Annotated in this window: 13 protein-coding genes; 11 read left to right on the forward strand and 2 right to left on the reverse strand. The window is 44.8% G+C overall.

All coding sequences use genetic code 11. From position 1 onward, the window contains the following. Positions 1-166: 166 nt before the first annotated feature. From speE to AC3ANV_RS00555, 5 genes are all read left to right on the forward strand, one after another. Positions 167-994: a spermidine synthase gene (gene speE / locus AC3ANV_RS00535; RefSeq protein WP_488314355.1), complete on the forward strand. Its 828-nt coding sequence runs from the start codon at positions 167-169 to the stop codon at positions 992-994. A gap of 89 nt (positions 995-1,083) precedes the next feature. Next, on the forward strand, positions 1,084-1,956 hold the full coding sequence (speB, locus tag AC3ANV_RS00540) for an agmatinase (protein ID WP_488314356.1): 873 nt from the start codon (positions 1,084-1,086) through the stop codon (positions 1,954-1,956). A 177-nt stretch (positions 1,957-2,133) separates the two neighbouring features. Beyond that, the gene (locus AC3ANV_RS00545) at positions 2,134-2,541 is read left to right on the forward strand and encodes a YwiB family protein (RefSeq protein WP_488311763.1); all 408 of its coding nucleotides are present in this window, start codon (positions 2,134-2,136) and stop codon (positions 2,539-2,541) included. Next, complete coding sequence (gene argS / locus AC3ANV_RS00550) at positions 2,538-4,208, forward strand: arginine--tRNA ligase (protein WP_488311764.1); 1,671 nt, start codon at positions 2,538-2,540, stop codon at positions 4,206-4,208. Before AC3ANV_RS00545 ends, argS begins: the two co-directional genes overlap by 4 nt. Before the next feature lie 521 nt (positions 4,209-4,729). Then, a complete protein-coding gene (locus AC3ANV_RS00555; RefSeq protein ID WP_488311765.1) occupies positions 4,730-4,912 on the forward strand; it encodes an H-type small acid-soluble spore protein in 183 nt (60 codons plus the stop codon). Positions 4,913-5,227: 315 nt separating this feature from the next. Here the strand turns inward: AC3ANV_RS00555 and AC3ANV_RS00560 are convergent, their stop codons facing one another. Together AC3ANV_RS00560 and cls are read right to left on the reverse strand one after the other, a co-directional pair. Beyond that, positions 5,228-5,350 carry a DUF4023 family protein gene (locus AC3ANV_RS00560; protein ID WP_488311766.1) on the reverse strand — a complete coding sequence of 41 codons (123 nt, stop codon included), beginning with the start codon at positions 5,348-5,350 and terminating at the stop codon, positions 5,228-5,230. A gap of 89 nt (positions 5,351-5,439) precedes the next feature. Further along, a complete protein-coding gene (cls, locus tag AC3ANV_RS00565; RefSeq protein WP_488311767.1) occupies positions 5,440-6,642 on the reverse strand; it encodes a cardiolipin synthase in 1,203 nt (400 codons plus the stop codon). Between the two features lie 189 nt (positions 6,643-6,831). Between cls and AC3ANV_RS00570 the strand changes: the two genes are divergently transcribed. The 6 genes from AC3ANV_RS00570 to AC3ANV_RS00595 all read left to right on the forward strand — a co-directional run bounded on the left by AC3ANV_RS00570 (position 6,832) and on the right by AC3ANV_RS00595 (position 14,769). Further along, the gene (locus AC3ANV_RS00570) at positions 6,832-8,943 is read left to right on the forward strand and encodes a (Fe-S)-binding protein (protein ID WP_488311768.1); all 2,112 of its coding nucleotides are present in this window, start codon (positions 6,832-6,834) and stop codon (positions 8,941-8,943) included. Positions 8,944-9,222: 279 nt separating this feature from the next. Then, on the forward strand, positions 9,223-10,410 hold the full coding sequence (locus AC3ANV_RS00575; RefSeq protein WP_488311769.1) for an acetyl-CoA C-acetyltransferase: 1,188 nt from the start codon (positions 9,223-9,225) through the stop codon (positions 10,408-10,410). A 269-nt stretch (positions 10,411-10,679) separates the two neighbouring features. Beyond that, entirely contained in the window at positions 10,680-11,531 is an 852-nt protein-coding gene (locus tag AC3ANV_RS00580; RefSeq protein WP_488311770.1) for a 3-hydroxybutyryl-CoA dehydrogenase, read from the forward strand. A gap of 37 nt (positions 11,532-11,568) precedes the next feature. Then, the gene (locus tag AC3ANV_RS00585; RefSeq protein WP_488311771.1) at positions 11,569-12,699 is read left to right on the forward strand and encodes an acyl-CoA dehydrogenase; all 1,131 of its coding nucleotides are present in this window, start codon (positions 11,569-11,571) and stop codon (positions 12,697-12,699) included. Between the two features lie 42 nt (positions 12,700-12,741). Continuing rightward, the gene (locus tag AC3ANV_RS00590) at positions 12,742-13,881 is read left to right on the forward strand and encodes an acyl-CoA dehydrogenase (protein WP_488311772.1); all 1,140 of its coding nucleotides are present in this window, start codon (positions 12,742-12,744) and stop codon (positions 13,879-13,881) included. Between the two features lie 243 nt (positions 13,882-14,124). Then, positions 14,125-14,769: a TetR/AcrR family transcriptional regulator gene (locus AC3ANV_RS00595; RefSeq protein ID WP_488311773.1), complete on the forward strand. Its 645-nt coding sequence runs from the start codon at positions 14,125-14,127 to the stop codon at positions 14,767-14,769. The last annotated feature ends 101 nt before the right edge of the window (positions 14,770-14,870 follow it).

Here is a 14,870-nt window from a genome sequence, read left to right on the forward strand (position 1 = left end):
TTGTAAATTTGCTAGATTCCACTAGACTTTTTCTCATGTTTGTAATTCAATAGTTTGGGTAGTATAAAAATGAAATGAAACTAATTCATATGCTTTTGATGTATCGTGGGGACAATCCCCCTTTAGTTTTGAGTGAATATGAGATAAAGATGGAAGGAAGATGAACATGGGAATTTGGTTTACAGAAAAGCAAACCCAAAATTTTGGGATCACAATGAAGGTAAATAAGACTTTACATACAGAGCAAACGGAATTTCAAAAGCTTGATATGATTGAGACAGAAGAGTGGGGCAACATGCTTTTACTTGACGACATGGTCATGACATCCGTAAGAGATGAATTTGTTTACCACGAAATGGTGGCACACGTGCCGTTATTTACGCATCCAAACCCTGAAAACGTCCTTGTTGTCGGCGGCGGCGATGGCGGAGTTATCCGTGAAGTATTAAAGCACCCAAGCGTGAAAAAGGCGACACTTGTTGATATTGATGGAAAAGTAATTGAATACTCTAAAAAGTTTCTTCCTGAAATTGCAGGAATGCTAGATGACCCGCGTGTTGATGTTCAAGTAGACGACGGCTTCATGCATATTGCAAACAGCGAAAACGAGTACGATGTCATCATGGTTGACTCCACGGAACCGGTCGGTCCTGCAGTAAACCTATTTACAAAAGGATTCTACGCCGGTATTTCAAAGGCATTGAAAGAAGACGGAATCTTTGTCGCACAATCTGACAATCCATGGTTTAAAGCCGAATTAATCCGCAACGTGCAAAGAGACGTAAAGGAAATTTTCCCAATTACCCGTCTGTATGTAGCGAACATCCCTACATACCCAAGCGGTTTATGGGCATTCACAATCGGTTCAAAGAAATACGATCCATTAGAAGTAAGCGAAGACCGCTTCCACGAAATCGAAACAAAATACTACACAAAAGAACTCCACAAAGCAGCCTTCGTACTGCCTAAATTTGTCGGCGATCTAGTAAAATAAAGCAAGTTTGTCATGCACTGTCTATTCCGTGTGGACAAAACGGAGTTTTGTCCACGAACGGTGCCTGTCACCATTAAGGAGGTTTTATGATGCGTTTTGATGAGGCGTATTCGGGGAATGTGTTTATTAAGAGCCATCCGAGTTTTGAAGAGAGTAAGGCGGTATTGTACGGGATGCCGATGGATTGGACGGTTAGTTATCGTCCGGGTTCGCGTTTTGGTCCAACCCGCATCCGCGAGGTGTCAATTGGTCTTGAGGAGTATAGCGCCTATCTCGACCGTGAGCTTGAGGATGTTAAATATTTTGATGCGGGCGATATTCCGCTTCCATTCGGAAATCCCCAAAAAAGTTTGGATTTGATTGAGGAGTTTGTCACGAAGCTTCTCGATGCAGGGAAGTTCCCGCTTGGTATGGGTGGCGAGCATTTAGTTTCTTGGCCTGTTATGAAGGCTGTTTATAAGAAATACCCGGATCTTGCGATTATCCATATGGACGCCCATACAGATTTGCGCGAGCAGTACGAAGGTGAGCCGTTGTCTCACTCGACGCCAATTCGCAAAATTGCCGAGTTAATCGGGCCGAAAAATGTGTACTCTTTTGGAATCCGCTCCGGGATGAAGGAAGAATTTGAGTGGGCGAAAAGCGTGGGCATGCATATTTCGAAATTTGATGTTCACCAGCCATTGAAGGAGATCCTGCCAAATCTCGTCGGCCGTCCGGTGTATGTAACGATCGATATCGATGTATTGGACCCGGCACATGCACCTGGAACAGGAACAGTTGATTGCGGCGGAATCACCTCCAGAGAGCTGCTTGCTTCAATTCATGAAATTGCCCGCTCCGGTGTGAACGTGGTCGGCGGCGACCTAGTTGAAGTGGCGCCAATTTACGATCCTTCTGAGCAAACAGCAAACACTGCCAGCAAATTAATCCGTGAAATGATTCTCGGCTGGGTAAAATAGATTCTTTTTGGTGCCTATTCCGCTTATGGATAGGCACCTTTTGAATTGTTACGACTAAATGGTTATAATAGATAAAGCGTCTTCGGGAGCTCGAAGAAAAGAGTAGGATGATAACAATTTAGAAGAGCTTTACTGAGTTCCTTTTTATAAAGAAAAAAATAAGGGAGTGCTGTTCGTTTGTCGATCCCTGAAATACCCGTAAAAATCAAGGTGAAAACGACCATTGATCAACAGGATAGTTTTGAGTTGACGGTATTTGGTCGCTATTATAAAAAAAACAATGCTGCTTTTCTTCAGTATGAGGAAGTGACGGAAGAGGGAAGCGTTCGTACAATTGTCAAAGTGACTGCTGATGAAGCGTTGATTTTACGAAGCGGCGCGGTGAAAATGCGATTGCCTTTTAGATTAGGTAAGAAGGTGAAGGGCAGCTATGAGATGCCGTTTGGCCGATTTGAGACGACGACTGCAGCGAAACGGATTGAACATTCAGATGGTGCTATCGATATTCTTTACGATTTTTCGATGCAAGGAAGTCAGGCAGGTACATACCATTTAGAAATTACCTTTCAGGAGGATAGAAAATGAATATTGTTGAACAAGTCCAAAGTAAAATAAAGGAAGAAATTAAGGCAGCGGTGTTGAAGGCAGAGCTGGCGACTGAGGATCAGATTCCTGATGTGATTCTTGAAATCCCTAAGGAAAAGGCCCATGGCGATTACTCTACTAATATGGCAATGCAGCTTGCACGTGTGGCCAAGAAGGCACCAAGAATGATTGCGGAAGCTTTGGTGAGCAATTTTGACCGTTCGAAAGCATCAATTGAAAAAATTGAATTAGCCGGTCCCGGATTTATCAATTTTTACATGGATAATAGCTATTTAACGGAGCTGATTCCGACGGTCCTTAAAGCAGGAGAAAAGTATGGGGAGACGCAAGCGGGCAACAGGCAAAAGATTCAAGTTGAGTTCGTGTCCGCGAATCCAACAGGCGACCTGCACCTTGGACATGCCCGCGGTGCCGCCGTCGGCGATTCACTTTGCAATATTTTGGCAAAGGCGGGCTATGATGTGTCCCGCGAATACTATATTAACGACGCCGGAAACCAAATAAACAATCTCGCACTTTCTGTAGAGGCGCGTTATTTCCAGGCGCTTGGTCTTGAGAAAGACATGCCCGAGGATGGCTACCATGGTGCGGATATTATCGGCATCGGTAAAGCCTTGGCCGAAGAATTTGGCGGTAAATATGTGAACGTTTCGGATGAGGAACGGTTTGAATTTTTCCGCGAGTACGGCCTGAAGTATGAAATGGAAAAGCTGAAAAGGGACCTTGCCGAATTCCGCGTGGCCTTTGATGTATGGTACTCGGAAACGTCCCTTTATAAAAATGGCAAAATTGATGAGGCTTTGAAGGCTTTACGTGCGAGCGGCTATATTTACGATGAAGAGGGCGCAACATGGCTCCGTTCTACCGATTTCGGCGACGACAAGGACCGCGTGCTAATCAAGCAGGACGGCTCTTACACATATTTGACGCCTGATATTGCCTATCATAAGGACAAGCTTGACCGCGGCTTTGAAAAATTAATCAATATTTGGGGTGCGGATCATCACGGCTATATACCAAGGATGAAGGCGGCGATTCAGTCATTAGGCTATGATAAGGATGCCCTCGAGGTCGAAATTATCCAGCTTGTCCATCTTTATAAAGACGGTGAAAAAATGAAAATGAGCAAGCGGACCGGTAAAGCTGTAACCATGCGTGATTTGGTCGATGAGGTCGGCCTCGACGCGGTGCGTTACTTCTTTGCGATGCGCAGCTCGGACACTCATATGGACTTTGATTTGGATTTAGCCGTTTCTGAGTCCAATGAAAATCCTGTTTACTATGCACAGTATGCGCACGCACGGATTTCCAGCATTTTGCGCCAAGGTGAGGAACAAGGTGTTAGGGTGGAGCAGGATGCAAATTTTGCATTAATCCAATCGGAGAAAGAAATGGACCTATTGAAGAAGCTGGGCGAGTTTCCGCAAGCTGTTAGTGAAGCAGCGGTGAAGCGTGTGCCGCATCGCATCACAAATTATATCTTTGAACTTGCGTCGACGTTCCACAGCTTCTATAATGCAGAAAAGGTGCTCGACAGCGAATATCCGGAGCGTACCGGGGCCCGCCTCGCGTTGGTCAAGGCAGTGCAAATCACGTTACGAAATGCACTTGAGCTAATTGGCGTTTCGGCTCCTGAAAAAATGTAAATTTAAGGTTCAGGCTCCCTTCTTTAGGTGGAAGGGGGCTTTTTTTACGGCTTTTTGCGGAAATATCGTGGGAATTGGCGGGATTAAGGTAGAAACTCGCAGAATTCCGGTCAAACCTCGCGGAATAATTCTGAAAGTCGGCGGAATTCCCGATTCAAGATCGCAGCATGAACTTAATAAAAAAGGGTATGCGGAATAAATAGGAGTTCTCGCGGGAAAAAGGTAGAAACTGACGGAATAATTCTGAAAGTCTGCGGAATTCCCGATTCAAGATCGCAGCACGAACTTAATAAAAAAGGGGTATGCGGAATAAATAGGAATTCTCGCGGGATTAAGGTCAAAACTGGCGGAAATATTCCAAAAGTCGGCGGAATAAAACCGGTAGTCCGCGGAATGAATGACAATTACGGCGGAATCAATCGAAACTCCTAAAAAATCACAAAGTTTAACCTGAAAAAAATTGAATAGTACCTTAAAAATGGTAAATATTAATAAAGAAATATCCTGGAGGAGTGAACCGAATGAATATAGGAAGAGCAAAGGAAATTGCGGAGTCACCTGAAATCATCAATGTCACCTATGATGGAACGCCGGTGATTATTCAACACGTCGATGAAGCATCAAAAATGGCAAGAATCTACTCGCGGAAAAATCCTGAGGACGAACGGGAAGTACCCGTATTAAATTTAATTGAAGAAGTCTAAAAAAGTCTCCAAGTCCGGGGACTTTTTTTAAAGTATAAGTATAAATTTTTGACTTTGAGAATTGTCCGGCTTCACAAGGAAGGGCTTCGGCAGCATTTGCATCGCACGAAGAAAAAGCGGTATCTTTTTCGAGGAGCGCCCGGCGGCTGGTGTACTTCGCTCTTCTCCCTAAAGATAAGTCAACATCGAATCGACTTGAGCTCCGTGTTTCCTTTATCTCAGTCGAAGCACTCCAGTCCTGTCGTACGCTAAACGGAGCACTTGCGCTTTTATTAAATAAAAAAGCATCGGATCATAACCCGATGCTTATTACCCTTAATTATGCTGCTTATTAGGCAGCTTTTTCCCCGGATTTCCATCCCCTTGATGCTTTTTATTCTGTTCCTGCTTCTTTTTATTTTCATTCATTTTGGCAACAAACTCATGTGTATTCTCCATCCTATTCCCTCCTTGGCTATTGTTACTTTAACCATTCTGCCTTGAAAAAATGCATTCGTTCTATTCGTTTAAAGCCTCTTATTTTTAAATTATAAAAACAGCGAAAGAGCGCCGGCGAGGCTTTCTTTAACCGACCTGAGAAGGCTGGGCTTATTTAAATCCTTTAGCGTCAATGGCCGCGAATCAAGAATGTCCTTTCTTAAAACATCGGTCAGCCTGCCGATAAATTCCCTGTCATAGATCAGGCAATTAATTTCCTTGTTTAAAAATAAACTTCTTTTATCAAAATTAGCTGTTCCGATATCGCAAATTTTGTCATCAATCACAATTGTTTTGGCATGGTAAAAACCGTTTTTATATTGAAAAACCTGGATACCTTCTTTCAAAAGCCTGCGCAAATAGCGGAATGAAGCCTCTTGAACAAGCATATGATCAGCTGTATAGGGGACAACGACCGAAATCTTTATCCCTTCCCGCGCCTTCTTAATCAACTCCTGGAAAAGCCTATTGCTCGGTATAAAATAGGGTGTGCCAATTGTGATGGAATTTGTTGCCTTTTGAATCAAGTTGATAAACGATGCTTCGAGATGGTTGGCCTCTGTGGGAATAAATTGATGGCGAACACTTCCCTTCGGCAATTTGGGAAAGTAGACGGAAGAACCTAATAAATCTTCCTGTGCATATTCCCGCCAATCAATTAAAAACTCACTTTGTAAAAAAGTGACGCTTTCGCCTGTAATTTTTAAATGATAATCACGCCAAGGGCTCAGTTTAGGGTCTTCGTCAATATATTCTTTGCCGATATTAAAACCGCCCAGATAGCCAATTTCACCGTCAATGATCGAAATTTTGCGATGATTGCGCACCTGGGAGGAATAAAACAGAAACGGAAACTTGAGCGTATTGCTAAAGGCAAAGCGGACACCCGCTTCACGCAATGACGACACGATTTGCTTCGTGATCTGATAGCTCCCAATCCGATCAAGCAGCAGCCTGACTTCAATTCCCTCAGCCGCTTTTTCTTTTAAAATATCTAAAAATTCATAGCTAAAAGCATCCGCTTTGACAATATAAAATAATACGTGTATATGTTTTTTGGCCCGTTTCAATTCGTAAAAATAATCGGCGAAAAGTTCTTTGCCATGAGGAAAAATATCAAAATTGCCATGGATCATCGGGGTTTCACTTTTTCTGACAAGGGAGAGATGCTTCCTCCTTCCTAACGAAAAATCGATGAAGAACCATAGGATGATAAGAAGTATAAGTCCGAAAAAAATGAGTGCGAAATTCATTTGAATCTTTTCCTCCAATCCGTTCTGTTAGGTTTGCCAAAAGCAAGCTGTTCTATGAGTAGTCACAAATCTGAAAAAAAGTCATTGACTGAATGCTCATTCATAATATAATAGAGATAAGTATATGTTCTGAAAATTTAAAAACGATTAAATTTTCTACGACTTCACAAAGGGGAAGGGGCGTTTTGAATGAACGGGCTTTTGTGGGTAAACCTTATTGCCTTCTTAGTTGTAACCGCTTACGCGATCAGTTTGTTCGTTTATGTGGTAAAAACTCGAGTGGCATTCATTAAGCTTGGCAAAAAAGTCGAGTTTGACAACAATGTCAAAGAGCGGCTGCACAAAATTTGGGTCAATGTGTTTGGACAGAAGAAACTATTAAAAGATAAAAAAAGCGGCGCTATTCACGTCATGTTTTTTTACGGCTTTATTCTTGTCCAATTTGGCGCGATTGATTTTATTTGGAAGGGGATCCATCCTGGCTCACATCTTCCGCTCGGCCCATTATATTCAGGATTTACATTTTTCCAGGAAATTGTCACGCTTGTCATCCTGATAGCAGTTGTCTGGGCGTTTTACCGCCGCTATATTGAAAAACTCGTCCGTTTGAAACGGAATTTTAAATCCGGTCTTGTACTGTTGTTCATTGGCGGCTTGATGCTGTCCGTCCTTTTGGGGAACGGGATGGGAATTATCTGGCACGGTGATGAAGCTTCTTGGACAGAGCCAATTGCCTCACTAATTGCAACCGCTTTCTCTTGGATTGGGAAACCGGCCGCCATTGCGATATTCTACATCGCTTGGTGGATGCATTTACTATTCCTGCTGTCATTTTTAGTGTATGTCCCGCAATCAAAACATGCACACTTAATTGCGGGTCCTGCCAATGTTTATTTTAACCGCCTGGAAAACCCGGGGAAATTGAAAAAAGTTGATTTTGAAGATGAATCGCAGGAATCCTTTGGTGTGGGAAAAATTGAAGATTTTACGCAGCTGCAAATGATTGACTTTTATGCCTGCGTAGAATGCGGCCGCTGTACCAATATGTGTCCCGCAACAGGAACAGGCAAAATGCTTTCACCAATGGACTTAATCGTGAAGCTTCGTGATCACTTAACAAATTACGGTGCGGCTGTTACCTCGAAACAGCCATGGGTGCCAACCTTTGCATTTGCAAATACAAAAGGAAATCAAATTGCTCTTGCGGCAAGCGGCCGGGGGGCTGAAGAAGCAGCGGCTACACTCACTTACAATCCAAGCTTAATTGGCGAGGTCATAACCGAAGAGGAAATTTGGGCTTGTACAACCTGCCGTAACTGTGAAGATCAATGCCCGGTTATGAATGAGCATGTAGATAAAATTATCGACCTCCGCCGTTTCCTCGTGTTAACAGAAGGGAAGATGGACGCTGATGCCCAGCGGGCGATGACGAACATCGAACGTCAAGGGAACCCATGGGGCTTAAACCGAAAGGAACGTGAAAATTGGCGCGAAGCGCGCCTTGATGTTCATATTCCAACTGTAAAAGAAATGAACAAGGCGGGCGAAGAATACGAATACCTATTCTGGGTGGGCTCAATGGGCTCTTATGATAACCGCAGCCAAAAAATTGCTCTTTCTTTTGCAAAATTAATGAACGAGGCCGGCGTGAAATTTGCCATCCTTGGAAATAAAGAAAAGAACTCCGGTGACACACCTCGTCGGCTCGGTAATGAGTTCTTGTTCCAAGATCTTGCCGTTAAGAATATAGAGGAATTTGAAAAGGCTGAGGTCAAGAAAATCATAACGATTGACCCGCATGCCTATAATATTTTCAAAAATGAATACCCTGACTTCGGATTACAGGCAGAAGTATATCACCATACGGAAATTCTTTATCAGCTGGTAAAGGAAGGAAAACTGGTTCCAAAGCACGCTGTTAACGAAACGATTACCTTCCATGATTCCTGCTATTTAGGCCGTTACAATGACGTTTACGATCCACCGCGGGAAATCCTGAAATCGATCCCCGGCGTGAAGCTTGTCGAGATGGAAAGAAACCGCGAAAAAGGGATGTGCTGTGGTGCCGGCGGCGGTTTAATGTGGATGGAGGAAGAAACAGGACACCGCATTAACGTGGCGAGGACAGAGCAGGCACTTGCCGTAAATCCTTCCGTTATCAGTTCAGGATGTCCATACTGCTTAACAATGCTTTCAGACGGAACAAAAGCGAAGGAAGTGGAAGAAAAGGTTTCCACCTACGATGTGGCCGAATTGCTTGAAAAAGCGGTTTGCGGGGAACCAACTGCACGAGTTTCATAAAAAATGGTAATAGCAGAGGTTGAGTGCTTTTTCACGAATTCATAAAATTTTAGGAATTTTGTGTAAAACATTTCAACTTCTACTATTTTTTTTGTAAAATAGAAACAGGGAATAAAAACGCTTACATCTTTCTTGTCGTGGGCATGGGCTATTTTAAGAAACCAAAATGCCTGCGTTAATTTTTCATTCAATTTCGAGCGAGCGTTCAGTCGCCTTGAATGAAGGGATATTTCTTTGTTTATGTATGACTGAATATTAAGAAAAGGGAGAGTGTTTAGAATGGGAAGAACGGTTATTTTAAGTGGGGTAAGAACACCTTTTGGAAAGTTTGGCGGCGCGTTGAGTAACTTTAGTGCATCAGAACTGGGCGGAATAGCCATTAAAGAAGCGTTGAACCGTGCAGAGGTTAGCTCTGGGGATGTACAGGAAGTCCTAATGGGTACTGTTTTACAAGGCGGACAGGGGCAAATTCCATCACGCCAGGCTGCACGGCATGCTGGTTTACCATGGGAAGTAAAAACCGAAACAATCAACAAGGTTTGCGCCTCAGGAATGCGCAGTGTCACGTTAGGCGACCAGATCATTCGTGCCGGTGATGAAGAGGTCATCGTGGCAGGCGGCATGGAATCAATGAGCAATGCACCATACATCCTTCCAAAAGCAAGGTGGGGCTTACGGATGGGTGATTCACCTATAAAGGACTTAATGATCCATGACGGATTAAGCTGCAGCTTTACAGGCGCCCATATGGGAACGTACGGGAACTCTACGGCAAAAGAAATGGAAATCAGCCGTGAAGGGCAGGACCAATGGGCATTCAGAAGCCATGAACGGGCGATTGCCGCAATGGAAAGCGGGAAATTTGCGGAAGAAATCGTTCCTGTTGAAGTACCGCAGCGAAAAGGGGCGCCGGTCGTGGTGGAGCATGACGAATCACCGCGCAAGGACACCTCATTGGAGCGGCTCGGAAAATTAACACCTGTTTTCAATTTTGACGGAACAATTACAGCAGGAAATGCCCCCGGTGTCAATGACGGTGCGGCTGCCCTCGTGCTGATGAGCGAAGAGCGTGCCGTTCGTGAAGGCAGAACACCTGAAGCTTATATTATTGGCCACGCAGCAATTGCCGTCGAAGCAAAGGATTTCCCGCAAACGCCCGGCATTGTCATTAATGAATTATTAAAGAAGACAGGTAAAGGTCTTGAGGAAATCGATTTGTTTGAAATCAACGAAGCGTTTGCCGCAGTTGCCTTAGCGAGTGGAAGAATTGCCAATCTTGACTATGAAAAGGTCAATGTCAACGGCGGTGCGGTTGCACTCGGACACCCGATCGGAGCAAGCGGAGCCCGCATCATCATTACGTTAATGCATGAATTAAAGCGCCGGGGCGGCGGAATCGGAATTGCGGCTATCTGCAGCGGCGGCGGTCAGGGCGATGCAGTGATGATTGAGGTCCCGAAGGCATAATTTTTTTAAACTAGGCTTTGTTCAAGATGGAGCGGAAGGCGCGAGACTCCTCGAAAATGCTATCGCATTTTCTTCGTGCGGTGAATATTCGTGGAAGTTTATTCAATGTCCTGCGGGAAAAGCGGGTCAAGGGAGATCCCGCAGGCGCGTTATGTGCCGAGGAGGCTCCCGACCGCCCGCGGAAAGCGAGTGCCTGGAGCGGAAATCAACAGGTAAGTTTAATAGAGCCCTAAAATAAAATTCCTTAATAGACAGGCGGAGGGGAAAAAATGAAGGTTGCAAAAGTAATGGTTATCGGTGCAGGACAAATGGGGTCCGGGATTGCCCAGGTTTGTGCCCAAGCAGGCTATCAAGTGTTATTAAATGACATTCAAGGGGAATACGTTGAACGCGGCTTAGGAGTAATCAATAAAAACCTTTCCCGAAATGTAGAAAAAGGAAAGCTGACAGAGGAGCAAAAACAGAAGGTGCTAAGCAGCATCTCACCTTCTACAGATTTGAATGATGCCCGTGAGGTCGACCTTGTGATCGAAGCGGCCGTTGAAAATATGGAAATCAAAAAGAAAATTTTTGCGCAGCTCGATGAAATCGCACCTGAGCATGCAATCCTGGCCAGCAATACGTCTTCCCTGCCAATTACGGAAATTGCAGCGAGCACCAAGCGTCCGGAAAAAGTAATCGGCATGCATTTTATGAATCCGGTTCCGGTTATGAAGTTGGTGGAAATTATCCGCGGTCTGGCAACAGCGGATGAAGTGTACCAAGTAATCGAAGACATGACAAAAACATTAAGCAAGGTACCTGTTGAAGTGAATGATTTTCCCGGCTTTGTCTCCAACCGCGTGCTCATGCCGATGATCAATGAAGCGATTTACACACTGTACGAAGGTGTTGCCACAAAAGAAGCCATTGACGAAGTGATGAAATTAGGGATGAATCACCCGATGGGGCCGTTAACACTAGCTGATTTTATCGGCTTGGATACATGTCTTTATATTATGGAAACGCTTCAAGAGGGCTTTGGCGATGATAAATACCGCCCATGTCCGCTGCTTCGCAAATATGTAAAAGCAGGCTGGCTCGGCAAGAAAACAGGCCGCGGTTTTTACACGTACGAATAATCGGGCTTTTACATCATTCCTTCAAGGGGAGATTAACGTGAATCTTACTTTTACTGCGGAACAAGCAATGATGCGCAAAATGGTCAGGGATTTTGCCAACAGCGAAATTGCCCCATTTATTGAAAAGATGGAAAAGGGCGAATTTCCTCGGGAAATAATTCGCAAAATGGGCGAGCTCGGCTTAATGGGCATTCCTGTCCCTGAAAAATACGGCGGAGCGGAAATGGATTTTACGTCTTATATTATCGCCATCAATGAGCTTTCTAAGGTCAGTGCGACTGTGGGAGTCATTCTTTCGGTTCATACATCAGTGGCGACTTACCCAATTCTTTATTTCGGCACGGAAGAACAAAAACAACGGTACTTGCCAAAGCTTGCTTCAGGCAAGTATTTGGGTGCGTTTTGCTTAACGGAAGCGGGCTCCGGTTCGGATGCCGCCAGCTTAAAATCCCGGGCAGTTAGGAAAGACGGCCACTTTTGTATAAATGGCTCGAAGGTTTTTATTACGAATGGCGGAGAAGCGGATGTCTATATTGTGTTTGCATCGACGAATCCGGAATTAAAAAGCAAAGGTATTTCCGCATTTATTGTTGATAAAGACACGCCGGGTCTGGTCATCGGCAAAGATGAAAAGAAAATGGGCTTGCACGGTTCAAGGACAGTGCAGTTAACGTTTGAGGACATGTTGGTACCGGTTGAAAACATGCTTGGCCAAGAAGGGGATGGTTTTAAAATTGCCATGGCCAACCTCGAGGTCGGCAGGATCGGCATCGCCACTCAGGCGCTGGGGATTGCGGAAGCCGCATTAGACGCCGCAACCGCCTATGCACAGGAACGCCGCCAATTTGGCAAACCGATTGCCGCCCAACAAGGAATCGGTTTCAAGCTTGCTGATATGGCAACAAGTGTTGAGGCTGCAAGGCTATTAATCTATCGCGCAGCTGATTTACGGATGAACGGCTTGAAATGCGGGAAGGAAGCATCAATGGCAAAAATATTTGCATCGAGAACAGCGGTCGAAGTATCAACGGAAGCAATCCAAGTGTTCGGAGGGTACGGATATACAGAGGATTACCCGGTCGAACGCTACTTTCGCGATGCCAAAATTACGGAAATCTACGAGGGTACGAGCGAAATTCAGCGGATTGTGGTGAGTAAGTATCTTTAAAGTTAAGAATCCTAATACATCAATATAATGGAGGACAAACCAATGAACTTTAGATTATCCGAAGAGCATGAAATGATCAGGAAAATGGTTCGGGATTTTGCGAGAAACGAAGTAGCGCCGACTGCCGCTGAACGTGACGAAGAAGAACGCTTTGACCGTGAAATTTTCGACAAAATGGCGGAACTGGGCTTAACCGGAATTCCTTGGCCTGAAGAGTACGGCGGCATCGGCAGTGATTATTTAGCTTATTGTATCGCCGTTGAAGAGCTTTCCCGCGTTGATGCATCGACCGGTGTTATGCTCTCTGCCCATACTTCTTTAGCCGGCTGGCCCATCTACAAATTCGGTTCTGAAGAGCAAAAACAAACCTTCCTTCGTCCGATGGCAGAAGGCAGCAAAATCGGTGCTTACGGTTTAACGGAGCCCGGCAGCGGCTCGGATGCAGGCGGCATGAGAACAACGGCCCGCCTTGAAGGCGACCATTATGTGTTAAATGGCTCAAAAATTTTCATTACGAACGGCGGCGTTGCTGACATTTATGTGGTGTTTGCTTTAACCGATCCTTCCAGCAAGCAAAAAGGAACGACAGCATTCATTATCGAAAGCGACTTCCCGGGCTTCTCGGTTGGGAAAAAAGAAAAGAAACTCGGCATTCGTTCGTCACCGACAACCGAAATTATTTTTGAAGATTGCAAGGTTCCAGTGGCAAACAGACTGGGTGAAGAAGGCGAAGGCTTTAAAATTGCCATGATGACCCTTGACGGCGGCCGTAATGGCATCGCTGCCCAGGCAGTCGGAATTGCCCAAGGCGCGCTTGACGCTGCCGTCGATTACGCAAAGGAGCGGCACCAATTCGGCAAACCGATCGTTGCTAACCAAGGAATCAGCTTTAAGCTTGCGGATATGGCCACAGGTATTGAAGCTTCAAGACTATTAACCTATCAAGCTGCATGGCTTGAATCAAACGGCCTGCCATATGGAAAAGAATCGGCAATGTCGAAATTACTCGCCGGTGACACGGCCATGAAGGTCACAACCGAAGCAGTACAGATATTTGGCGGTTACGGTTATACAAAGGATTATCCGGTTGAAAGATTCATGCGCGATGCAAAGATCACGCAAATCTACGAAGGAACACAGGAAATTCAGCGTCTTGTCATTTCAAGAATGCTGACAAAATAAGAAAAAGATGGCGGTATCGAAAATCGCCTAAAAAGAAAAGCGGAAGCGCCCTGGGTCATCGACGAAAAGTGCTGGACTGAGCCGAGTGAGATATAAGGAGAGTCGAAAGACGTTAGTCTTTCGCTCTCGACTTATCGATGCGAGGTGAAGGAAGCGCTCTAGCCGATAGGGCGCTGGAGCTAGACAGTAGTCAAAGTAAAAAAGTTATACTTTTTTATTTGAAAAAAGGGCGGTTATAGCATAATGAAAAAACGGGAAGTACAGGCATCTGTCAAAGATGAAAAGCTCGTGCAAAAAAGGCGCGATCAGATGATTAAAGGGGCGGTCACGCTTTTTAAAGAAAAGGGATTTCATGGGACGACGACAAGGGAAATTGCCAAAGCGGCCGGCTTTAGCATTGGGACGTTATATGAATACATCCGCACAAAGGAAGACGTCCTTTACCTCGTTTGCGATAGCATCTACGATCATGTCCGCGAGCGTTTGGAACAGGGACTTGACCAGGAAAAGGGGACGCTTGCGAGCTTGAAGCTGGGGATTGGAGATTATTTTCGGGTTATGGATGAAATGCAGGCTGAGGTACTGGTCATGTATCAAGAAGTGAAATCACTTTCAAAGGATGCTCTGCCCTATGTGTTGAAAAAAGAAATGGAAATGGTCGGGATGTTTGAAAATCTTCTGACCAGGTGTGTCGAAATTGGAGAACTGACCTTATCGCAAAAACAAATAAAAATCATTGCTCATGACATATTTGTACAGGGACAGATGTGGGGGTTCCGTCGCTGGGCATTGAGGAAATTATTTACTTTGGACGAATACATTGAACTGCAAACGGACCATTTGTTTTCAGGTTTAAATCAATATCGTGTGAAAAAACCAACAATTTAAACGAACAAAAGTGGAACGAAGGAACAAGGTTCATTTTCATAATGATTAATGTCTAGCTCCGGCGCCCGGCGACTGGTGTACTTCGCTCACCTCCATACGAT

The organism is Neobacillus sp. DFD-2R (genome assembly GCF_057747865.1).